Here is a 20,988-nt window from a genome sequence, read left to right on the forward strand (position 1 = left end):
GCGGTCCGCAGTGGCTGGCTGGCTTACCCGCGGGCGAGCTCGGGCAGGTGCGCGACGAGCATTTCGCGCTCCTGCACCTTGATCCGCTCGTGCAGCGTGGCCTCGGTGTCGTCGGGCAGCACCTCGACCGCGCGCTGGGCCAGGATCCTGCCGGTATCGATCCCGGCATCGACCTCGAACAGCGTGCATCCGGTGACCTTGACGCCGTGCTCGAGGGCGTCCCGAACACCGTGCGCACCGGGAAAACTGGGGAGCAGGGTGGGGTGGGTGTTGACCATGCGGAACCGCCCTAGGACCTGCTCCCCCACGATCTTCATGAACCCCGCCGAGACGACGAGGTCCGGCTCGTGGACCGCTATCGCCTCCGCCAGCGCCACGTCCCAGGCGGCCCGGTCCGGATGGTCGGCAAGCCGCTCCACGAAGGTGGGGATCCCGGCCCGCTGCGCCCTCGCCAGGCCCTCGATGCCCTCCCGGTCGGCACCGACGGCGGCGACGGACACGGCATACAGGGGGTCGGTGGCGGCATCGAGGACCGCCTGAAGCAGCGTCCCGGAACCGGAGACGAGGACGACGACGCGCAGCTGCTCAGCCACGGAACCGGCGCCGCGCCCCGAGCAGGTGCATCAGGGTCACCACGAGAAGGGCGCCCGCCGCGACCTCGGCGGTGAGCAGCCCGGCGAACAGCCAGGGCTGGACCCCGATCGTGCCGAGCAGACCCGGCGTCAGGCCACCGGTCGCCAACCAGCCGAGCACCAGGGCGGACAGGCCGACGACCAGCGCACCGAAGAGCGCGATCTGTGCCTTGGTCCACCAGCTGGCCAGGCGGGACGCCGCCCCGACCGCGCGGTAGCCCAGCCAGCCACCGGCGACCAGCGGCACCATCGCCATCGCCCACAGGCCGGGCGGAAGCACTCCCGGCTCGGGCAGGGCGCCGAGCACCGGGAGCAGGGGTAGGTCGCCAGGCGTCGACTCGGTCCAACCGACGTGGACGGTGCCGACCGTCAGGCCGGCACCGGAGAGCCAGGACAGCGCCCAGACCATCAGGTTGGGGATCGCCAGGACCTGCGCCACGGTGAGGACGACGGTCCCGACGATGCCGGCGTCGAGCGCGCCGTAGAGGCTGAGCACCCGCTCGCCCCGCACGAGCAGCACGCCCACGACCAACAAGAAGCAGACGACCGCCAACCCGACCAGCACCTCCACGGCGGCGGGGACACCTCGGCGCACCAGCACCGGGGTCCGCGCGCGCACCCAGCGCAGGCCCGCGTCGACCGTGGGGTGGTCATCGCGGCGGTGCTCACCCCACCAGACCAGGACGAGGGCGAGCAGCGGCACCAGGACCGCGCCGGGCACCAGGCTGGGCAGCCAGACGGGAGCCAGCCCGAAACTCGCGGTGTGCGCCAGGAGGAGCCCGGCCACGACATACCCCAGGACGAAAGCCGTCGCATCGCGGCCGGCGAGAGCGTGCCAGGCTGAGCGCCACCCGCCGATGCGCGGGACTCGCGCCATCACGTCGGCACGGTTGAAGACGACCTGGCGAGCGGCATACCAGCACAGCAGGACCAAGCCAGCGGTGAGGAGCAGCGGCGCCAGCACGATGTCGGCTGCCGGGGTGCGGACCTCGGCCCGGTGAGCCATCGCCCACAGGTCGACCGAGGCTCCCACGGTCTGCCAGAACGAGGCTGTGCTGCGCTCCTCGGCCAGCCAGGCAACCACGGTCGGGGTGGCGATCGCGATGGCGCCGAGCAGGACGCAGGCCATGCCCGCGACGGCCGCCACCAGCAGATCAACGAGGCGACCGAGGGTGAGGCGCGGCTCAGGAACGGGCCGCGCCTCACCCTCGGTCTGGGTCTCGGGGCGCTGGAGCAAAGTCATGTCGTGCCCCATCGTCGCGCGGCCGTCCCGGTGGTCCGGGGAGGCGCGCCGTGCCTCAGAGGCCGGAGATGATCTCGCGCATCAGCTCAGCGGTCTCGGACGGGGTCTTGCCGACCTTGACGCCCGCGGCCTCGAGGGCCTCCTTCTTGGCTTGGGCGGTGCCCGAGGAACCGGAGACGATCGCGCCGGCGTGCCCCATGGTCTTGCCCTCGGGGGCGGTGAACCCGGCCACGTAGCCGACGACCGGCTTGGTGACGTTCTCGCGGATGTAGTCGGCGGCGCGCTCCTCGGCGTCGCCGCCGATCTCGCCGATCATCACGATCGCCTTGGTGTCGGGGTCGTCCTGGAAAGCCTGGAGGCAGTCGATGTGGGTGGTGCCGATGATCGGGTCCCCACCGATGCCGACAGCCGTCGTGAAACCGAGGTCACCGAGCTCGTACATCATCTGGTAGGTCAGGGTCCCCGACTTGGAGACCAGTCCGATCGGACCAGCGCCGGCGATGTCGGCCGGGATGATGCCCGCGTTGGACTGGTCGGGGCTGATCAGGCCCGGGCAGTTGGGACCGATGATCCGGGTGGTGCCCTTGTCTCGCGCGTAGGCCCAGAACTCGGCGGTGTCGCGGACCGCGATGCCCTCGGTGATCACCACGAGGAGCGGCATCTGGGCGTCGACGGCCTCGATGACGGCGTCCTTGGTGAAGGCCGGCGGCACGAAGACGACGGAGACGTTGGCACCCGTGGCCTCCATCGCTTCGGCGACGGAGCCGAAAACAGGCACCTGCACGCCGTCCTCGAAGTCGACGGTCTGACCCGCCTTGCGCGGGTTGACGCCGCCGACGATGGCGGTGCCGGAGCGGAGCATGCGCTGGGTGTGCTTCATGCCCTCGGAGCCGGTCATGCCCTGGACGATGACCTTGGAGTCGGAGTTGAGGAAGATCGCCATGGTGGTCTCGTAAGTCCTTTGAGTTGGAAAGTGCGTGGATGCGTCGGATCAGCGGGCGGCGAGCTCAGCGGCCTTGCGGGCGCCACCATCCATCGTGTCGGCCAGGGTGACCATCGGGTGGTCGGCCTCGGTCAGGATGCGTCGGCCTTCCTCCACGTTGTTGCCGTCGAGCCGGACGACGAGCGGCTTGGTGGCGTCGTCGCCGAGGATCTCCAGGGCCTGCACGATGCCGTTGGCCACTGCGTCGCAGGCGGTGATGCCGCCGAAGACGTTGACGAAGACCGCCTTGACCTGCTCGTCGCCGAGGATCACGTCGAGGCCGTTGGCCATCACCTCGGCCGAGGCGCCACCGCCGATGTCCAGGAAGTTGGCCGGGCTCGAAGCACCGCCGGTGTGCTCCTCGCCGGCGTAGGCGACGACGTCGAGCGTGGACATCACCAGGCCGGCGCCGTTGCCGATGATGCCGACATTGCCGTCGAGCTTGACGTAGTTGAGGTGCATCGCCTTGGCCTTGGCCTCCAGCGGGTCGGCCGCCGCCTTGTCCTCGAGCTCGGCGTGCTCGGGCTGACGGAAGTCGGCGTTGGCATCCAGGGTGACCTTGCCGTCCAGCGCGACGATCTCCCCGTCCTCGGTCTTGACGAGCGGGTTGACCTCGACCAGCGTGGCATCCTCGTCGCGGTAGACCTCCCACAGGCGCTGCAGCACTGGCACGATCTTGGCGCCGGTCTCCTCCTCGAAGCCGGCCTCCTGGACGATCTCGCGGGCCTTGGCCTCATCGATCCCCACGTTGGCGTCCACCTCGACCTTGGCCAGGGCCTCGGGGCGCTCCACGGCGAGCTGCTCGATCTCCATGCCGCCCTCCTTGCTGCACATGGCCAGCAGCGAGCGGTTGGCGCGGTCCAGCAGGATCGAGAAGTAGTACTCCTCGGCGATCCTGGCGCCCTGGGCGATCATCACCCGGTGCACGGTGTGGCCCTTGATGTCCATCCCCAGGATGGCCTCGGCCGCGGCCTGCGCCTCCTCGGCGGACTTCGCGACCTTGACGCCACCGGCCTTGCCGCGCCCACCGGTCTTGACCTGGGCCTTGACCACGGTCACGCCACCGGAGTGCTGTCCGATCTCCTCGGCTGCAGCGCGCGCCTCCTCGGGGGTGTCGGCCGTCGCTCCGGCGAGCACGGGGACCCCGTGCTTCTCGAACATGTCACGGGCCTGGTACTCGAACAGATCCACAGGTCAACGTCCCATCGTGTGTGCAGGTAGTGGGTGGTCGGATCGGGAGGCAGCACGACGATGCGCAATCTCCATTTCGAACATTAGCGCAGCGCACCACCGCGCCCGTCGCCCGCCCGCAGGCGCTGGAGCTTGGTCAGCGGTGCGACGCGGACCAGCAGTCGCTTCACGCCGGTCTCGCCGCCGAAGTCCACGTGCGCCATGGTGTGGCGACCCGTGCCCTCGACGCGCACCACCGTGCCCATCCCGAAGGAGTCGTGGCTGACCCGGTCCCCCGAGGACAGGGCCTCGAGCTCGGCGCTCTCGGCCTCGCTTCGGGCTCGCCGGGGAGCGCTGCCACGCGGGTCCAGACGCACGACCTCCGGCCGGGCTGCGCGGCCACGGCCGCCGGAGCCGTAGCCCCCGCCCTGCCAGCCGAAGCCTTCGGCGGCCGAGCGTCGGCCCCCGAAGCTGGAGCGGTCCGCGTCGGTGCGCTCCCAGGTGACCAGTTCCTCCGGGATCTCGGCCAGGAAGCGGCTCGCGGGGAAGAACTGCGGGGCACCGAAGGCGGCGCGGCTGCCCGCGCGGGACAGGTGAAGCTGCTCGCGGGCCCGGGTGATGCCCACATAGGCCAGCCGGCGCTCCTCCTCGAGCTCGCTCGGGTCATCGAGGCTGCGCTGGTGGGGAAAAGTGCCGTCCTCCAGCCCGGTGAGGAAGACGACCGGGAACTCCAGGCCCTTGGCGGTGTGCAGCGTCATCAAGGTCACCACTCCCTGGTCGGCGGCACCCCCCTCCGGAATCTCGTCGGCGTCAGCCACTAACGAGACCTGCTCCAGGAAGTCCAGCAGCCCCGCCTCTGGGTAGCTGTCGTCGAACTCTCGCGCCACCGCGACCAGCTCGGCGAGGTTCTCCACGCGGGTTTCGTCCTGCGGGTCGGTGCTGGCGCGCAGCTCGGCCAGGTATCCGGTCCGGTCCAGGATCGCCTCGAGCAGACCACCGACCCCGGTCTCCGGATCCTCGGCGAGCTGGCCCAGCTCCTCCAGCAGGCTGGTGAAGCCGGTGATGGCCGCGACGGACCGAGAGGCGATACCCGGGGCATCCCCCGCCCGCCCCAGAGCGGCCACGAACGGGATGCGTTCGCGCTCGGCCAGGGCCGACACTGCGCCCACCGCACGGTCCCCGATGCCGCGCTTGGGGGTGTTCAGGATGCGACGCAGGTTGACGTCGTCGGCCGGGTTGGACAGGACGCGCAGATAGGCCAGCGCGTCCTTGACCTCACGCCGCTCGTAGAAGCGCGTGCCACCCACGATCTTGTAGGGCAGGCCGGTGCGGACCAGCACCTCCTCCAGCGCCCGGGACTGGGCGTTGGTGCGGTAGAAGATGGCCACATCTGCGGGGCGGACCCCTCGATCATCGCCCAGTTCATCGATCCGCCGCGCGACGAAGGATGCCTCGTCGTGCTCGCTGTCCGCGACATAGCCGACGATCTGCGCGCCATCGCCAGCGTCGGTCCACAACCGCTTGTCGCGGCGATCGGGGTTGCGCGCGATGACGGCATTCGCGGCAGAGAGAATGGTGGCGGTCGAGCGGTAGTTCTGCTCCAGCAGGATGGTCCGCGCCTCGGGGTAGTCCTGCTCGAACTCCACGATGTTGCGGATCGTGGCGCCGCGGAAGGCGTAGATGGACTGGTCCGCGTCGCCCACCACGCACAGCTCGGCCGGCGGGAGCGGTCGGGTGCCACCATCAACGATGTCGCCGAGCTGGCCGACCAGCTCACGGACCAGGGCGTACTGGGCGTGGTTGGTGTCCTGGTACTCATCGACCAGCACGTGACGGAACCTGCGCCGGTAGTGCTCGCGCACGTCCGGGAAGGCGCGCAGCAGGTGCACGGTGGTCGCGATGAGATCGTCGAAGTCCAGGGCGTTCGCGGCGCGCAACCGTCGCTGATAGAGCGAGTAGGCCTCGGCCACCTTCTGCTCGTAGGCATTGCTGCCCACCCCGGCGGCGAAGTCCTCCTCGTCGATCAACTCGTTCTTGGCGTTCGAGACCTTCGCCAGGAAGGCCCGGGCCGGATAGCGCTTGGGGTCCAGGTCCAGATCCCGGATGACCATCCCCATCAAGCGCTGGCTGTCCGCGGCGTCGTAGATCGAGAAGGAGGACTTCAGCCCCACCGTGGTGGCTTCTCTGCGCAGGATGCGCACGCAGGCCGAGTGGAAGGTCGAGACCCACATCGCGCGGGCGCGCGGTCCGACCAGGGTCTCCACCCGTTCGCGCATCTCCGCGGCGGCCTTGTTGGTGAAGGTGATCGCCAGGATCTGCCCGGGGTGGACGTGCCGTTCGCCCAGCAGATAGGCGATCCGGTGGGTCAGCACCCTGGTCTTGCCCGACCCTGCGCCCGCCACGATCAGCAGCGGGCTGCCCTCGTGCACGACCGCCTCCTGCTGGGGCTCGTTCAGCCCCTCCAGCAACTCCTCGGTGCTGGGAGCACCACCCGGCGCGGGCGCCGGCTCGTCCGAGCCCCCGCTCGCATCCGCGAGCGCCCACGCGGGCACGCCGCGGCCGTCCACCCCGCCCGGGCGGGTCGAGGGGGGGTCGACGTTGAGGTGATCGAAGAGGTTGCTCATGCTCGCTCCATCGTACGTAGCCGCACCGACAGGGCTGCGCCGTCGTCCACAGCAGCACGTCCTACGCTTGCCCCGTGCTTGCCACTCCCGTGATCGTCGACTCCTCGACCTATCTCGACCCACCGACGACGGCCCTGCTCGTGGGCGGTCTGCTGGTCGCCGTGGTCACCCTGATCGCGGGTCTGAACGGTCGCCGCCCGGGGAAGGTGACGATCGGTCTGACCCTCCTCCTGCAGGCCGCGGTCATCGCCTACACCCTGCTGTACGTGCTGCGTCAGGTGCAGGGCGACTCCCCCGCGGGACCGACCTGGGAGCTGTGGGCCTATCTGGTCACCATCCTGCTGCTGCCGGCCCTGGCCCTGATCTGGGCCAGAGAGGAGCCGACCCGCTGGAGCACCTTCGTGCTCTCCGTGGCCGCCTTCACGGTGGCGGTGATGGGGGCCCGCTGCGCCCAGATCTGGCACGGCGTCGGGACGCTGTCATGACTGCCGGAGCACGCCGCCGGGTCAGCGCGGACGGCGGCGATCGGCGGCACGGCCCAGGCCGGGTCATCCTGGCGCTCTATCTGATCTTCGTCATCGGGACGGTCTCCCGCTCAGCCGCGCAGATCTCGACCCGCTGGCACGAGGCACCCCTCGCTTACGGCCTGTCCGCCTTCGCCGCCGCCGTCTACGTGCTGGCCTTCGTCTCCTTGTCGCTGCGCGGACGCAACGCCTGGTGGGTCAGTCTCGTGGCGCTGTCGATCGAGCTGGTCGGGGTCCTGGTCGTCGGCGCCTGGAGCTATCTGACCCCGGAGATGTTCCCCGACGCCACCGTCTGGAGCCACTTCGGCCAGGGCTACCTGTTCATCCCCCTGGTGCTGCCCGTCGTCGGGCTCTGGTGGTTGCTGTCCGACCGCGGCGCCCGCGCCCCGGTGACGGGGACCTGATGAGGGAGCGCCAGCGCACGATCGTGGCCCTCAACGCCCATCCGGACGACGAGGCGCTCCTGTCCGGCGGGACGCTGGCGGGCCTGGCCAGCCGGGGTCACGGGTCGTGCTCGTCACCGCGACGGATGGTGACGCGGGGTGGGCACCGGCCGAGCTAATGGAATCGGGCCGGCTTGGGCAGGTCCGCCTCGCCGAGCTACGACGGAGCGCTGCGGCACTCGGCGCCGCCGACGTCATCCCCCTCCTGTATGCCGATTCCGGTCACCTCGGCGAGGTTCCCCCGGACCCGCCGGGGCGCCGCCGGTTCGTGCGCGTGCCGGTCGCGGAGGTTGCCGAACGGGTCGCCGAGATCGTCCGGCGGGAGCGCGCCGACGTGCTCCTGGGCTATGACCGCAACGGTGGCTACGGCCATCGCGACCACGTTCACGTGCACCACATTGCCCGGGCCGTTGCCGCCGCCACCGACGTGCAGCTGCTGGAGGCCACCGCACCCCGCGAACGCATCCTGCGGGTGCTGCGATGGGTCTCGCGCGTGCGCACCCTGCCCAACGATTTCGCGATCGAGGAGTGGACCCAGGCCTTCTCCCCGCTCCAGGAGATCACCCACCGCATCGACGTCCGGGCCCAGCTGCCGGCCAAGCGGGCCGCGATGCTGGCGCACGCCTCACAGGCGGACGGCTCCCCCCCCCGGACCCTGGGATTCATCCTCGGTCTGCCCCGGCCGCTCTACCGCCTGGCCTTCGGCACCGAGCACTTCCTGGACCCGACATGCTCCCCACGGTCAGGTCGCGAGCGCCTCCACCGTGACATGCTTGACGGTGTGCAGGGGACGGATGGCTGAAGCGCAGGTCACGGGCGGCGCGAGCGCGGACCCTCACGGGCCGCAGTTGCGCCCGCTGGGGTGGAAGGACGTGCTCAAGTCTGCCGTCGGGCTCGCCCTCGTGGTGGCCCTGATCGCGTGGGGCCTTCCCCACTTCCTGGACACGTCGTGGAGCGAGATCTACGCCCAACTCTCACGGGTGAGCGCCCCGAGCGCGATCGCCATGGCACTGCTGCTGATCGCTGGCCTGTTCTGTTACACCTGGGTGCTCACCGGGTCGCTGCCGGGCCTGACCCATCTGCAAGGGCTGAAGGCCAATGCCGTGAGTTCGCTGGTGGCCAACGTGTTGCCGTTGGGGGCGGCGATCGGTTTCGCCTTGGGATTCATGATGTTTCGCTCCTGGGGCTTCCGGAAGCGCGAGATCTCGACCTCCTTGATGGTCACCGGCCTGTGGAACCTGCTGGCCCGCATCGCGCTGCCAGTGATCGGCTGCCTAGTGCTGGTCGCAGGCCCGATCGACGCTCCGCGCATCGTGATCAACGGCGCGCTGATCGCCGGAGCGGTCGGCACGGCCGTGATCGTCCTCGCCTCGTTGATGATTTTCTCCGACTCCGTGGCCAACGCGGTGGTGCACCTCATCGAGCGGGTCTCGGGCTGGGTGGGGCGAGGCGCCCGCCTGCGCGGGGTCGAGCCGGTGATCAACGAGCAACGCGACCGGATCGAGTATGTCGTGCGCCGGGGTTGGCTGGAGATGACGCTGGGGATGAGCGGACAGTTCGTCCTGCTCTTCGGCCTCTACTGGTTCGCCGCGCGCTCGGTCGGGCTGGAACTGCCCCTGCCCGAGCTGATCTGCGCCTATACCTTCCGCCAGATGCTCACCGCGATCGCGATCACCCCGGGCGGCCTGGGCATCACCGAGGTCGGGACCGCCGGTCTCCTCGTCATCCTGGGCGGATCTCCGGGTGCCGCCTCCGCCACGGCCCTGCTCTACGCGATCTACGCGCACCTCGTGGTGGTGCCCTTCGGCGTCGCTGCGCTGGTCGCGTGGCGGCTGGGTGCGGGGCGAGATCTCAGCCGACCGGGCGGTGCCGCACCAGCGACGGGATAGCGGCACCTCAACCGAGCAACCTCCGCACCTGCCTGTCGTGCGCCTGCTGCGCGAAGGTGTCATCGACCTGGCCGGGTGCCCACTGCCCGGTGGCGCGCTGGGCCGCGACCGCCAGCAGGCCGTCGGCGAGCCGAGGGTTGGCGGGCAGCACCGGGCCGTGGAGATAGGAGCCGATGACGTGCTGGGTCCGGGCGCCCTCGGTGCCATCGCTGCCGTTGTTGCCTCGTCCGTGCCGCACCCGCCCGAAGGCCGCCTGGCCCTCGCCGAGCACGGTGCTGCCGGAGTGGTTCTCATAGCCGACCACTGCTCCGTAGTCGGTGTCCAGGACGACCGGCCCGATCATCCGGGTGAGGTTGCCTTGGGTGGTCACGTCCAGGATGCCCAACCCCGGCAGTCGGCGTCCCTCGGCGGTGATAAAGGCCTCACCGAAGAGCTGGTACATCCCGCAGATCATCAACATCGGCACCCCGTCCGCAGCGAGCTCGCGGAGCCGGTCGGCGTGCACGTCAAGATCCTCCAGCACGCGGGCCTGGCCGCTGTCCTGACCCCCACCGCCCAGGACCAGATCTACCCGGTCGGGCCACGGGCTGCCGGGGTGGTGGTCGTGGACGACCGGCTGATAGCCGTGCCAGCGCAATCGGGCCGCCATGCATCGGGTGTTGCCGAGGTCGCCGTAGATGGACATCTCCCGGGGGTAGAGATGCATCAGGTGCACCTCGCCCTTGTCGGCGCTGACGTCGGCCATCGCTGCGACATCGGCGGGCAGGGCGGTGCTCAGGCCCTCGGTCCTGCTGGTGTCGCCGGTCATCGTCGCGTCCTCGCTCATGCTCCCTGCTCCTCCCCGAACCGCGCGAGGCCGTAGCGCTCGGCGAGCCGCCGCCGCAGGTGCATCATCGCGGTGTAGGTGCAGAAGATGCGGGTCGCCCGCCCCGGGTGCAGGGCCAGGAAACGGTCCAGCGCGGTGTCCAGATCGGTCTCCACCTCGGCGACCTCGACCGCGTCGTAGCGCAGCCGCAGCGCCATGTCCCAGGCCCGCACGCCGGAGGTCAGCGCCACGCCCTGATCGCGCAGGGACTCGAAGGACACATCGTAGAGCCAGGAGACGTCCCGGCCATCGGCGTAGTTGTCGTTGATCGCGACCATCGTGGGCACCGGCTCACCCCCATAGGTGCCGAGCGCCACGGTGAAACCGGCCGGGTTCTTCACCAGCACCAACTCCAGCGGCGCCCCGTCGATATCGACCACCTCCCCGCGCCCGAAGGGGGGATCGACCTTCTCCAGGGCGGCGGCCGCAGTCTCGACCGAGAAGTCGGCGCCCAGGATCTGCCGGGCGGTGACAGTGGCCGCGGTGGCGTTGATCATCGCCGCCAGCCCGCGCTGCCGCAGCACCAGGGGGCCCACCTCGGTGCCGTCGCTGAAATGTACGGTCAGCGCACGGCCGTCCTCGCCGGGAAGCAGATGCGCGTCGTGCTCGCCGAGCTCGGGACGGACATCGTCGTCGGCGAAGCGGACATCGGCCTCCTGCAGCTCTGGCAGCCGATCAGCCACGCTGGGGTCGACGGCGAACCAGTTCACCCGGACCGACGGATCGACGAGTCCGCTGATCCGGGAGATGTAGGAATCGTCGGCGTTCAGGACCAGGGCGCCGGTGGTGGCCTCGGCGAGCGTGGTGAGCAGGCCGGCGGTGTGGTCGATCTCGGCGAACCGGTCCAACTGGTCGCGCGCCACGTTGAGGAGCAGGGCATGCCTCGGGGGCACCTGCGCGGCGAAGTGGAGCGCGTGCGCCTCATCCAGCTCGACGACCGCCAGGTCGGCAGCCAGCCGACCGCGCAGCCCGATCTCGCCCAACAGGGAGGAGATCACCCCCCGCGTGAAGTTGGACCCTGTGGGGTTGGTGAAGACCGAGCGTCCGTGCGCCCTGAGCAGGGCGACCAGCATCTTGGTCGTCGTGGTCTTGCCGTTGGTGCCCGAGACGACCACCACCCCACCTGGCAAGGCGCCCAAGGTATGCCGCAGCAGCGCCGGATCGATCTTCTCCGCCACGAGCCCGGGCAGGGCCGAGCCGCCGCCGCGCAGCCGTGACGCTACGCGCGCCACCTTCCCGGCGGCCAGTGCTGCCGAGGTCCTCACTCCCATTCGATGGTCCCCGGGGGCTTGCTGGTCACGTCGAGGACGACGCGGTTGATCTCCTCCACCTCATTGGTGATCCGGGAAGAGATGCGCGCGAGGACGTCGTAGGGCACCCGGGTCCAGTCCGCGGTCATCGCGTCCTCGGAGGACACCGGCCGCAGCACCACGGGGTGGCCGTAGGTGCGCCCATCGCCCTGGACGCCGACCGAACGGACATCAGCGAGCAGCACGACCGGGCACTGCCAGATCTCGCGGTCCAGGCCGGCCGCGCTGAGCTCGGCCCGGGCGATCGCGTCCGCGCGCCGCAGGATGTCTAGCCGCTCGCCGGTCACCTCACCGACGATCCGGATGCCGAGGCCGGGGCCGGGGAAGGGTTGGCGCCACACGATGCCCTCGGGCACCCCGATCTCCAGGCCGACCTGACGCACCTCGTCCTTGAACAGCAGCCGCAGCGGTTCGACCAGCTGGAACTGCAGGTCATCCGGCAGGCCTCCGACGTTGTGGTGGCTCTTGATGTTGGCGGTGCCGCTGCCACCACCGGACTCGACGACATCGGGATACAGCGTCCCCTGGACCAGCCACTTGACGGGGTGCTCGTCGTCCTCGGCCTGCACGATGTCCCTGGCAGCCTGCTCGAAGACCCGGATGAACTCCCGGCCGATCGCCTTGCGCTTGTCCTCTGGGTCGGTCTTGCCGGCCAGGGCGTCCAGGAAACGCTGCCGCGCATCCACGACGACCAGATCGACGCCTGTCGCCTCGACGAAGTCCTCCTCGACCTGCTCGACCTCGCCCTCGCGGAGCAGGCCATGGTCGACGAAGACGCAGGTCAACTGATCCCCGACGGCGCGCTGCACCAGCGCGGCCGCCACCGAGGAGTCCACCCCGCCGGAGAGCCCGCAGATGACCCTGTCCGCACCCACCTGCTCACGGATCTGGGCGATCAGCGCCTCAGCGACATTGTCGCTGGTCCAGGTGGGCTCGATCGAGGCGCCGCGGCGCAGGAAGTTGACCAGGACCTGCTGACCCTGGGTCGAGTGCAGGACCTCGGGATGCCACTGCACACCGTAGATCCGGCGCTCGTCGTCCTCGAAGGCTGCGACCCGGGCACCCGGCGTGCTCGCCGTGACCCGGCAGCCGTCGGGGGCGGTCTCGACCGCGTCCCCGTGCGACATCCAGACGATCTGCTCGTCCGGCTGGCCGGCGAAGAGTGTGCTCTCCTCCGGCTCCAGCTGGGCCGTGGTCTCGCCGTATTCACGCTGACCGGTGCGGGCCACGCTGCCGCCGAGGGCACGCGCCATGGCCTGGAAGCCGTAGCAGATCCCCAGCACGGGGATCCCGGCCGTCACCAGGGCCTCCTCCAGAGCTGGTGCACCCTCGGCATACACCGAGGACGGCCCCCCGGAGAGGATGATCGCTGCCGGGTCGCGGGCGAGCATCTCAGCGGCAGACAGGGTGTGCGGGACGACCTCGCTGTAGACGTCGGCCTCACGCACCCGGCGGGCGATGAGCTGGGCGTACTGGGCCCCGAAATCGACGACCAGGACGGTGGGGGTGGTGGTCACGCGGTCACCTTACCGGCGGCCTGCTGTGTGGCCTCCCGCGCCTCGATCTGCGCCTTGGCCTGCTGGGAGACCTTGTGCTCGACCCAGAAGGAGAGGAAGGGGACGCAGCCGGCGAGCATCACCCCGACCATCTTGCCCATCCCCCACCGCAGCTCGAAGCCCAGCATCGCCGTGGCGACGATGTAGACCATGTAGAACCAGCCGTGCGGGGTGGGCCACCACGCCAGCACGTCATTGTCGAAGCCGTAGCGCAGCACCATGTGGGTGGCCAGGATGAGCAGGAAGATGCCGACCAGGAAGGCCATCACGCGGAAGAAGGTCAGTTTGGCTCGGGGGCTCACGAGGTCTCTCCTCGGTCGGGGACGGTGGTCAGGGGGGCGGGGTCGCCCTGGGCCGCCTGGCGCAGGAAGCGGAGGTACATGTAGATCGCGAAGAGGGCGAAGACGAACCACTGCATCGCATAGCCGAGGTTGCGGTAGTCGATGCCGTCCGCACCCAGCACCGGCGGCGGCACCCGTTCGACCACTGCGGGCGTGCGCGCCGGCTCCTCGTGCACGAGGAAGATGAAGGCGTTGTAGACGGGCAGCTCCCACAGGTTGACCAGATCCGCCAGGTCGATGGCCCCACGCTGCCCCTCGGGCAGGTCCGCGCCCAGGTGGTCGGACTCGCTGGGGGTCAGGGTCCCGGTCAACCGCACCGGATCCGAACCCGGCCTACCGGCATCGCCAGGATCGGTGACGAAGCCGCGGACGACGGGCAGCAGCGCGGCGGATCCCGACTGCTCGGTCCGCACCGGCGTCACCACCCAATAGCCCGGCCGTCCCTCGAGCCGGCGATCCGGCACGAGGAACTGGTCGGCGTCGGCATACGCACCAGTGACCTCGACCGATCGACCAGCCTGGACATCGGTGAACTTCTCCCCCGGGGCGAAGAGCTCCTGAAGCGGCACCGTGCCGAACGCCTCCTGCTCCGCCGCCAGCTCGCGCGCGGCGCGGTTGGAGGAGACCCCGAGTTGCCACATACCTAGTTGGTAGAAGGAGATCACCACCGCCACGAGCAGCGCGAGAAGCGCCAGCCAGGCCGGCTTGAGGGCGGTACGGATCACCCCCTCAGGGTAGGCGATCAGCCTGTGCCCTCCAGGCGGGTGTCCTGGTCGTCGAAGATGTAGATGCCGCCGTTGTAACAGGCTACCCAGACGGTGTTGGTGACGGGGTCATAGTCGATCCCGATCGGGAAGGCGTCCACGTTGACCTTGTCGATCACCGTCATGTCCGAGGTGCGGATCTTGGAGACGCTGGCCTCGTCGTAGTTGACGACGTAGAGCGCCTTCTCATCGGGCGACATCGTCATGCTCCGCGGCTCGGCACCGGGGTTGACCTGGTCCAGGATCTCCATCGTGTCGGGGTCCAGCTTGTAGATGACGTTGGAGCGCGCGACGACGAGGTAGGCGGTCGAACCGTCCTCGGTCAGGTTCAGGTGGCGGGGCCCCGGCGGGGTCTCCAGGACGATCTCGCTGGTCATGTTCTTCAGGTCCAGCCGCCACACCTGCTGGTTCCACATCGCGGTGACCAGCGCGGTCTCGTTGTCCGGGAAGGCCACGATGCCGCGCGGGTTGCGGCCGGTGTCCAGGGTGCCCCGCTCCTCACCTGTCGCGGTGTCGACCACCGAGACGGTGTAGTCGCACCAATTGCTCACCAGCAGCGTGGACTGGTCGGGGGTCAGCTCGAGGTACTTCGGCACCGCACCGACCTGGATGATCTGGTCCCAGGCCATCTCGTCGGCGTCGAAGCGGTAGACCAGCGAGGCGCCCACGCCGCTGTCCTTGAAGCAGTCGTCGAAGCCCTCGCGGCCGAAGTTCTCGCCGTACATGGAGTACTGGGAGACATAAGCGTAGCGGCCGTCGTCGGTCCAGACCGCCTCGACCGGGGAGCCCTTGGAGATGCCGGGGTGGCCCTCGATCCCGAAGTCCTCGAGATCGACGCTGTCATCCAGGCGGGTGAGGATCTCGCGCGAGGTCGCATCGAAGATCGTGGAGGTGTGGCTGTACATCATGTTGTTGGTGATGAGCAGCCCGTGCCCGGAGGAGACCACCGACTTGGGCGTGCCCTCGGTGATGTAGTCGACCTGGACCATCGCGGTCTCGTCACTGGGGATCTCGACCGGGACCGGATCCTGCTGCCAGACCGCGCGCTCCTCCGACTCCTGGTCGTCGGCGTCCTCGTCCTCCTCGGTCGCCGCCTCCGCGTCGTCGGTGCTGGTGGGGCCCCCGGTCGCGTCCTCGGGGTCCGCACCCCCCGTCGCGGGCGCCGGGACGTCGGCCACGGGTGAGCCGTTCGATCCCGCCTCGGCGGAGTCTCCACGGCCGGAGTTCAGCGCCCACACGACGACCGCCACGACGGCGGCCAGCACGAGCGCGGCCAGCACGAGCGCCAGCCTGCGGCGGCGCACGAAGACGGGATCTTTGCGCAGCTGCATGCGGTGCTCGGAACGGGTGTCAGCGGGGGCCATAGTGCGAGACCACCACCTCGACGCGCTGGAATTCCTTGAGGTCGGTGTAGCCGGTCGTGGCCATCGCTCGACGCAACGCCCCCATCATGTTGGTGGTCCCGTCGGCGCCGACCGCGGGCCCGGTGAGGATCTCCTCCATCGTGCCGACGGTGCCGACGTCGACCCGCTCGCCCCGTGGGAGTTCGGGATGGTGGGCCTCGGAGCCCCAGTGGAAGCCGCCGCCGGGCGCCTCGCTGGCCCGGGCCAGCGCCGTGCCGAGCATGACGGCGTCCGCGCCGCAGGCCACCGCCTTGACGATCTCGCCGGAGACGCTGGCGCCCCCGTCGGCGATGACGTGCACATAGCGCCCGCCGGACTCATCGAGATAGTCGCGCCGGGCGGCGGCCACGTCGGCGATGGCGCTGGCGGCCGGCGCGTGGATGCCCAGGGTGGTGCGGGTGCGGTGCGCCGAACCACCACCGAAGCCGACCAGCACGCCAGCGGCGCCCGTGCGCATGAGGTGCAGGGCCGCGGTGTAGGTGGCCGCACCGCCGACGATCACGGGGACGTCCAACTCGTAGATGAACCGCTTGAGGTTGAGCGGCTCAGCCCGGCCCGAGACGTGCTCGGCCGAGACCGTCGTGCCGCGGATCACGAAGAGGTCGACGCCCGCGTCCACGACGGTCTTCCAGAACTGTTGCGTGCGTTGGGGCGAGAGGGCACCGGCGACGGTTACCCCGGCCTCGCGGATCTGCCTGAGCCGGCTGGCGATCAGTTCGGGACGAACCGGGGCCGAGTAGAGCTCGCGCATCCGGGCAGTGGTCTGGTCCGGCGTCAGCTCGGCGATCTCCGCAAGAGCCGACTCCGGGTCCTCGTATCGCGTCCACAGGCCCTCGAGGTCGAGCACGCCGAGCCCACCCAGGCGCCCCAGGGCGATGGCGGTGTCCGGGGAGACGACCGAGTCCATCGGGGCGGCCACCACGGGGAGCTCGAAGTGGTAGGCGTCGATCTGCCAGGAGATCGAGACGTCCTCAGGGTCACGGGTGCGCCGGGAGGGGACCACCGCGATGTCGTCGAAGGTGTAGGCACGACGCCCGCGTTTGCCCCGGCCGATCTCGATCTCGCTCACCCGGACAGGCTACCCAGCCGCGAGGGGCCTTCCCCAACTCCCACACCGGGGAGCCGGGTGAAGATTCAGCGCCCGGAGTAGTTGGGAGCCTCTGCAGTCATCTCGATGTCGTGCGGGTGCGACTCCTGCAGGCTCGCCTGGGTGATCCGGACGAACTGGCCCTTCTCCTGCAACTCGGGCACGGTGCGGGCACCGACGTAGAACATCGCCTGGCGCAGACCGCCCAGGAGTTGGTGGACGACGGCGCTCGTCGCGCCCCGGTAGGCGACCTTGCCCTCCACGCCCTCGGGGATCAGCTGGTCGTCGCTGCTCACCTCGGCCTGGAAGTAGCGGTCCTTGGAGTAGGACTGCTTGCCGCGAGAACTCATCGCCCCCAGCGAGCCCATGCCGCGATAGCTCTTGTACTGCTTGCCGTTGACGAAGATCAGTTCGCCCGGGCACTCCTCGCAGCCGGCGAACATCGAGCCCATCATCACCGACTCCGCGCCGGCGACCAGGGCCTTGCCGATGTCGCCCGAGTACTTCATGCCGCCGTCGGCGATGATCGGCACCCCGGCGGCGCGCGCCGCCTGGGCGGCCTCGTGCACGGCCGTCAGCTGGGGAGCCCCCACCCCGGTCACCACCCGGGTGGTGCAGATCGCGCCCGGCCCCACCCCGACCTTGACAGCGTCCGCCCCGGCCTCCACGAACGCGGCAGCGCCTGCGCCAGTCGCGACATTGCCACCGACCACCTGGACGTGCCGGGTGGCGGGATCGCTCTTGAGCCGCGCGACCATCTCCACCAGCATCTTCACGTGACCGTGCGCGGTGTCGGCCACCAGCACGTCCACACCAGCATCGATCAGGGTGGTGGCGCGCTCCCAGGCGTCCCCGAAATAGCCGATGGCCGCGCCGACGAGCAGGCGCCCCTGACCATCCTTGCTGGCCCGCGGGAACTGCTCGGACTTCACGAAGTCCTTGACCGTGATCAGACCGGCCAGCCGGCCGTCGTCGTCGACCAGCGGGAGGCGCTCGCGCTTGTGCGCCCGCAGGATGCCGGTCGCCTCCTCGTGGCTGACGTCGGCAGGAGCGGTGACCAGCGGCACGGGGGTCATCACGTCGCGGACCAGGGTGTGCCCCCACTCAGCCACCGGGGTGAAGCGCAGGTCACGGTTGGTGCAGATGCCCAGCAGCCGCCCATCCCCGTCGACGACCGGCAGCCCGGACACGCGGTACTCCCCGCACACCGTGTCCAGCTCATCCAAGGTGGCGTCCGGCCCGATCGTCACCGGGTTGGTGATCCGGCCGGTCTGGGTGCGCTTGACCAGGTCCACCTGGTAGGCCTGGTCCTCGACCGAGAGGTTGCGGTGCAAGATTCCGATCCCGCCCTGGCGTGCCATGGCGATCGCCATCCGGGCCTCGGTGACGGTGTCCATCGCGGCCGAGACGAACGGGACCTGAAGGCTGATCTCGCGGGTCAGCCGACTGGTGGTGTCGATCTCATCCGGAGCCATGTCCGTGTCGCCCGGCAGGAGCAGGACGTCGTCGTAGGTCAGGCCCATCCTGGCGAAGGCAGGGGGCACCGGGGCAAGATCGTCGGCCAGGGTCATGACCGCGAGTCTAGAACCTGGGGCCGCCCCCGCTAGAGTGAGGTCGCGCCGACAGGAAGAGGCCGCCAACGTGGTAGAGCGTGCAGGACATCCGGGCCCGGTGGCCCTCTTGTGGGAGTGGCAGTACGACGGTGCCTGCCGGACTGTCAGCCCCGAGGTCTTCTTCCATCCCGAGGGCGAACGCGGGCCTGCTCGCCGCGAGCGGGACGAGCGGGCCAAGGCCGTCTGCGCGACCTGCCCGGTCCTGCAGCAGTGCCGTGATCAGGCGCTGACCGCCCGGGAGCCGTATGGCGTGTGGGGCGGGATGACCGAGGCCGAACGTGAGGCCTACTACGCCCAACAGGTCGGCTGAGCGCAAAGCCCCCACCCGGAGGAACCGGGCGGGGGCTTTGCGCTGACGGACACGAGCGCGTCAGTCAGCAGCACTCAGTGGGAGTGACCGTGCTCGTCCTCGTCCTCCTCGGGCTTGTCCACCACGAGGGTGTCCGTGGTCAGCACCATGGACGCGATCGAGGCCGCGTTGCGCAGCGCCGAACGGGTCACCTTGACGGGGTCGATCACACCGGCGGCGAACAGGTCGCCATACTCACCTGTCGCTGCGTTCAGGCCCTGTCCCACCGGCAGTTCGCCGACCTTGGTGGTCGCCACGTAGCCCTGCAGACCGGCGTTCTCGGCGATCCAGCGCAGCGGCTCGACCGACGCGCGGCGCACGACCTGCGCCCCGACCGCCTGGTCGCCGTCGAGATCCAACTCATCGATCACGCTCGCGGCGTGCACGAGGGCCGAGCCGCCACCGGCGACGATGCCCTCTTCGATCGCGGCGCGGGTCGCCGAGACGGCGTCCTCGATGCGGTGCTTCTTCTCCTTGAGCTCCACCTCGGTGTGGGCGCCGACCTTGATGACGCACACGCCGCCAGCGAGCTTGGCGATCCGCTCCTGCAGCTTCTCGCGGTCCCAGTCACTGTCGGTGTTGGCCGCCTCGGACTGCAGCTGGGCAACTCGGTCGTTGACCGTGGCGTGGTCGCCACCGCCGTCGACGATGGTGGTCGAGTCCTTGGTGCAGACGACGCGGCGAGCGCTGCCGAGCACCTCCAGGCCCACCTGGTCCAACTTGAGGCCGACCTCTTCGGCGACGACCTCGCCACCGGTGAGGATGGCCATGTCCTGCAGCATCGCCTTGCGGCGGTCACCGAAACCGGGCGCCTTGACGGCGACCGCGTTGAAGGTGCCGCGGATCTTGTTGACGACCAGCGTCGACAGCGCCTCGCCCTCGACGTCCTCGGCCACGATCAGCAGCGGCTTGCTCGCGCCGACGACCTTCTCCAGCAGCGGCAGCAGATCGGCCACCGAGGAGATCTTGCCCTGGTGCAGCAGGATGAGCGCGTCCTCGAGGACGGCCTCCATGCGCTCGGTGTCGGTCACGAAGTAGGGCGAGAGGTAGCCCTTGTCGAACTGCATCCCCTCGGTGAACTCCAACTCCATCGCCGTGGTGGAGGACTCCTCGACGGTGATCACACCATCCTTGCCGACCTTGTCGAAAGCATCGGCGATGAGGGTGCCGATCTCCTGGTCCTGGGCGGACAGGCTGGCGACCTGGGCGATCTCGTCGCGACCCTCGAGCTCACGCGCGGTCTCGAGCAGGCGGTCGTTGACCGCGGCGACCGCGGCGTCGATGCCCTTCTTCAGGCCCGCCGGGCTGGCGCCGGCCGCCACATTGCGCAGGCCCTCCTTGACCATGGCCTGGGCCAGCACGGTCGCGGTGGTGGTGCCGTCACCGGCGATGTCGTTGGTCTTGGTGGCGACCTCCTTGGCCAACTGGGCCCCGAGGTTCTCGTACGGGTCCTCCAGCTCGACCTCGCGAGCGATCGTCACGCCGTCGTTGGTGATCGTGGGGGCGCCCCACTTCTTGTCCAGGACGACATTGCGACCCTTGGGGCCGAGCGTCACCTTGACCGCGTTGGCCAGGGCGTCGACGCCCCGCTCCAGCGCCTTGCGCGCGTTGTCGTTGAACTCCAGCTGCTTGGCCATCCGGCGCACAGCTCCTTTCAGGTATGTGGTGCAGTGACGAGAGCGCCCCGCCTCACCGCGCCCTGGGGGCGGGTGCGGCGGGGCTGCTCAGCAAGAGTGAATCGGTCAGCCGACGTGCGTCAGCCGACGATCGCGAGCACGTCGCGAGCGCTCAGGATCAGGTACTCCTGGCCGCCGTACTTGACCTCGGTGCCGCCGTACTTGCTGTAGATGACGCGGTCACCTTCCTTGACGTCCATCGGGACGCGGTTGCCGTTGTCGTCGACCCGACCCGGACCCACGGCCAGGACCTCGCCCTCCTGGGGCTTCTCCTTGGCGGTGTCCGGGATGACCAGGCCGGAGGCCGTGGTCTGCTCGGCCTCGACGGACTTGACGACGATGCGGTCCTCGAGCGGCTTGATGGAAACCGACACGGTTACCTTCCCTTCGTGTAGGGACCGGCGCGGCTGGTGCCCGCCGGCGCAGTTGCTGTCGTGATGGTGCATCACTCCCAGGACAGGATGGTCGCCGTCGCGGGGGTCGACCACCCTGGCACTTGCGTGCCGAGAGTGCTAGG

General features: G+C 69.8%; 20 protein-coding genes. 5 read left to right on the forward strand and 15 right to left on the reverse strand.

The features are described from left to right. Positions 1 to 23: 23 nt before the first annotated feature. The 5 genes from purN to pcrA all read right to left on the reverse strand — a co-directional run bounded on the left by purN (position 24) and on the right by pcrA (position 6,651). Positions 24 to 581, reverse strand: a complete 558-nt coding sequence (purN, locus tag ACQBAT_RS11100; protein WP_420747139.1) for a phosphoribosylglycinamide formyltransferase — start codon at positions 579 to 581, stop codon at positions 24 to 26. Between the two features lie 4 nt (positions 582 to 585). Beyond that, complete coding sequence (locus tag ACQBAT_RS11105; protein ID WP_420747025.1) at positions 586 to 1,875, reverse strand: cell division protein PerM; 1,290 nt, start codon at positions 1,873 to 1,875, stop codon at positions 586 to 588. 55 nt (positions 1,876 to 1,930) lie between these two features. Further along, complete coding sequence (gene sucD, locus ACQBAT_RS11110; protein ID WP_420747026.1) at positions 1,931 to 2,818, reverse strand: succinate--CoA ligase subunit alpha; 888 nt, start codon at positions 2,816 to 2,818, stop codon at positions 1,931 to 1,933. 48 nt (positions 2,819 to 2,866) lie between these two features. After that, on the reverse strand, positions 2,867 to 4,048 hold the full coding sequence (gene sucC / locus ACQBAT_RS11115; RefSeq protein ID WP_420747027.1) for an ADP-forming succinate--CoA ligase subunit beta: 1,182 nt from the start codon (positions 4,046 to 4,048) through the stop codon (positions 2,867 to 2,869). 83 nt (positions 4,049 to 4,131) lie between these two features. After that, a complete protein-coding gene (gene pcrA, locus ACQBAT_RS11120) occupies positions 4,132 to 6,651 on the reverse strand; it encodes a DNA helicase PcrA (protein ID WP_420747028.1) in 2,520 nt (839 codons plus the stop codon). A 74-nt stretch (positions 6,652 to 6,725) separates the two neighbouring features. On the opposite strand from pcrA, the gene ACQBAT_RS11125 reads away from it, so the two are divergent. The 4 genes from ACQBAT_RS11125 (at position 6,726) to ACQBAT_RS11140 (ending at position 9,507) form a co-directional block, all read left to right on the forward strand. Further along, complete coding sequence (locus tag ACQBAT_RS11125) at positions 6,726 to 7,136, forward strand: hypothetical protein (RefSeq protein ID WP_420747029.1); 411 nt, start codon at positions 6,726 to 6,728, stop codon at positions 7,134 to 7,136. Continuing rightward, on the forward strand, positions 7,133 to 7,579 hold the full coding sequence (locus ACQBAT_RS11130) for a hypothetical protein (RefSeq protein WP_420747030.1): 447 nt from the start codon (positions 7,133 to 7,135) through the stop codon (positions 7,577 to 7,579). Before ACQBAT_RS11125 ends, ACQBAT_RS11130 begins: the two co-directional genes overlap by 4 nt. 106 nt (positions 7,580 to 7,685) lie before the next feature. Further along, entirely contained in the window at positions 7,686 to 8,420 is a 735-nt protein-coding gene (locus tag ACQBAT_RS11135; protein WP_420747031.1) for a PIG-L deacetylase family protein, read from the forward strand. Beyond that, on the forward strand, positions 8,413 to 9,507 hold the full coding sequence (locus ACQBAT_RS11140; RefSeq protein WP_420747032.1) for a lysylphosphatidylglycerol synthase transmembrane domain-containing protein: 1,095 nt from the start codon (positions 8,413 to 8,415) through the stop codon (positions 9,505 to 9,507). Before ACQBAT_RS11135 ends, ACQBAT_RS11140 begins: the two co-directional genes overlap by 8 nt. A gap of 7 nt (positions 9,508 to 9,514) precedes the next feature. Here ACQBAT_RS11140 and ACQBAT_RS11145 read toward each other — a convergent pair whose 3' ends face one another. The 8 genes from ACQBAT_RS11145 to guaB form a co-directional block, all read right to left on the reverse strand. Further along, on the reverse strand, positions 9,515 to 10,333 hold the full coding sequence (locus tag ACQBAT_RS11145) for a type 1 glutamine amidotransferase (RefSeq protein WP_420747033.1): 819 nt from the start codon (positions 10,331 to 10,333) through the stop codon (positions 9,515 to 9,517). Beyond that, the gene (locus ACQBAT_RS11150) at positions 10,330 to 11,643 is read right to left on the reverse strand and encodes a MurT ligase domain-containing protein (protein WP_420747034.1); all 1,314 of its coding nucleotides are present in this window, start codon (positions 11,641 to 11,643) and stop codon (positions 10,330 to 10,332) included. Before ACQBAT_RS11150 ends, ACQBAT_RS11145 begins: the two co-directional genes overlap by 4 nt. Further along, positions 11,634 to 13,199 carry a glutamine-hydrolyzing GMP synthase gene (gene guaA / locus ACQBAT_RS11155; RefSeq protein WP_420747035.1) on the reverse strand — a complete coding sequence of 522 codons (1,566 nt, stop codon included), beginning with the start codon at positions 13,197 to 13,199 and terminating at the stop codon, positions 11,634 to 11,636. Before guaA ends, ACQBAT_RS11150 begins: the two co-directional genes overlap by 10 nt. Then, entirely contained in the window at positions 13,196 to 13,540 is a 345-nt protein-coding gene (locus ACQBAT_RS11160) for a DUF3817 domain-containing protein (protein ID WP_420747036.1), read from the reverse strand. Before ACQBAT_RS11160 ends, guaA begins: the two co-directional genes overlap by 4 nt. Further along, positions 13,537 to 14,304, reverse strand: a complete 768-nt coding sequence (locus tag ACQBAT_RS11165) for an SURF1 family protein (RefSeq protein WP_420747037.1) — start codon at positions 14,302 to 14,304, stop codon at positions 13,537 to 13,539. The genes ACQBAT_RS11160 and ACQBAT_RS11165 overlap by 4 nt, the downstream gene beginning before the upstream one ends. 17 nt (positions 14,305 to 14,321) lie before the next feature. After that, positions 14,322 to 15,707, reverse strand: a complete 1,386-nt coding sequence (locus ACQBAT_RS11170; RefSeq protein ID WP_420747038.1) for a YncE family protein — start codon at positions 15,705 to 15,707, stop codon at positions 14,322 to 14,324. Next, positions 15,694 to 16,815, reverse strand: a complete 1,122-nt coding sequence (locus ACQBAT_RS11175; RefSeq protein ID WP_420747039.1) for a GuaB3 family IMP dehydrogenase-related protein — start codon at positions 16,813 to 16,815, stop codon at positions 15,694 to 15,696. The genes ACQBAT_RS11170 and ACQBAT_RS11175 overlap by 14 nt, the downstream gene beginning before the upstream one ends. Positions 16,816 to 16,880: 65 nt before the next feature. After that, positions 16,881 to 18,404, reverse strand: coding sequence for an IMP dehydrogenase (gene guaB, locus ACQBAT_RS11180; protein WP_420747040.1), 1,524 nt, complete (start codon positions 18,402 to 18,404; stop codon positions 16,881 to 16,883). Between the two features lie 100 nt (positions 18,405 to 18,504). Here guaB and ACQBAT_RS11185 point away from each other — a divergent pair, with 100 nt between their 5' ends. Then, entirely contained in the window at positions 18,505 to 18,756 is a 252-nt protein-coding gene (locus tag ACQBAT_RS11185) for a WhiB family transcriptional regulator (RefSeq protein WP_420747041.1), read from the forward strand. 74 nt (positions 18,757 to 18,830) lie between these two features. Here the strand turns inward: ACQBAT_RS11185 and groL are convergent, their stop codons facing one another. Then, complete coding sequence (groL, locus tag ACQBAT_RS11190; protein WP_420747042.1) at positions 18,831 to 20,432, reverse strand: chaperonin GroEL; 1,602 nt, start codon at positions 20,430 to 20,432, stop codon at positions 18,831 to 18,833. Between the two features lie 119 nt (positions 20,433 to 20,551). Continuing rightward, positions 20,552 to 20,845 (reverse strand): co-chaperone GroES, encoded by a 294-nt coding sequence (groES, locus tag ACQBAT_RS11195; RefSeq protein WP_420747043.1) that lies wholly within the window; start codon positions 20,843 to 20,845, stop codon positions 20,552 to 20,554. Between the last annotated feature and the right edge of the window lie 143 nt (positions 20,846 to 20,988).

The sequence above is a fragment of the Ornithinimicrobium pulveris genome, assembly GCF_050261105.1.
Lineage (GTDB): Bacteria > Actinomycetota > Actinomycetes > Actinomycetales > Dermatophilaceae > Ornithinicoccus.

What these genes read in the sequence shown, in the direction of transcription:
- ACQBAT_RS11105 (WP_420747025.1), bottom strand. Translation starts at nt 1,875, where the DNA reads ATGACTTTGCTCCAGCGCCCCGAGACCCAGACCGAGGGTGAGGCGCGG.
- sucD (WP_420747026.1), bottom strand. Translation starts at nt 2,818, where the DNA reads ATGGCGATCTTCCTCAACTCCGACTCCAAGGTCATCGTCCAGGGCATG.
- pcrA (WP_420747028.1), bottom strand. Translation starts at nt 6,651, where the DNA reads ATGAGCAACCTCTTCGATCACCTCAACGTCGACCCCCCCTCGACCCGC.
- ACQBAT_RS11130 (WP_420747030.1), top strand. Translation starts at nt 7,133, where the DNA reads ATGACTGCCGGAGCACGCCGCCGGGTCAGCGCGGACGGCGGCGATCGG.
- ACQBAT_RS11140 (WP_420747032.1), top strand. Translation starts at nt 8,413, where the DNA reads ATGGCTGAAGCGCAGGTCACGGGCGGCGCGAGCGCGGACCCTCACGGG.
- ACQBAT_RS11145 (WP_420747033.1), bottom strand. Translation starts at nt 10,333, where the DNA reads ATGAGCGAGGACGCGACGATGACCGGCGACACCAGCAGGACCGAGGGC.
- ACQBAT_RS11150 (WP_420747034.1), bottom strand. Translation starts at nt 11,643, where the DNA reads ATGGGAGTGAGGACCTCGGCAGCACTGGCCGCCGGGAAGGTGGCGCGC.
- ACQBAT_RS11170 (WP_420747038.1), bottom strand. Translation starts at nt 15,707, where the DNA reads ATGGCCCCCGCTGACACCCGTTCCGAGCACCGCATGCAGCTGCGCAAA.
- guaB (WP_420747040.1), bottom strand. Translation starts at nt 18,404, where the DNA reads ATGACCCTGGCCGACGATCTTGCCCCGGTGCCCCCTGCCTTCGCCAGG.
- groL (WP_420747042.1), bottom strand. Translation starts at nt 20,432, where the DNA reads ATGGCCAAGCAGCTGGAGTTCAACGACAACGCGCGCAAGGCGCTGGAG.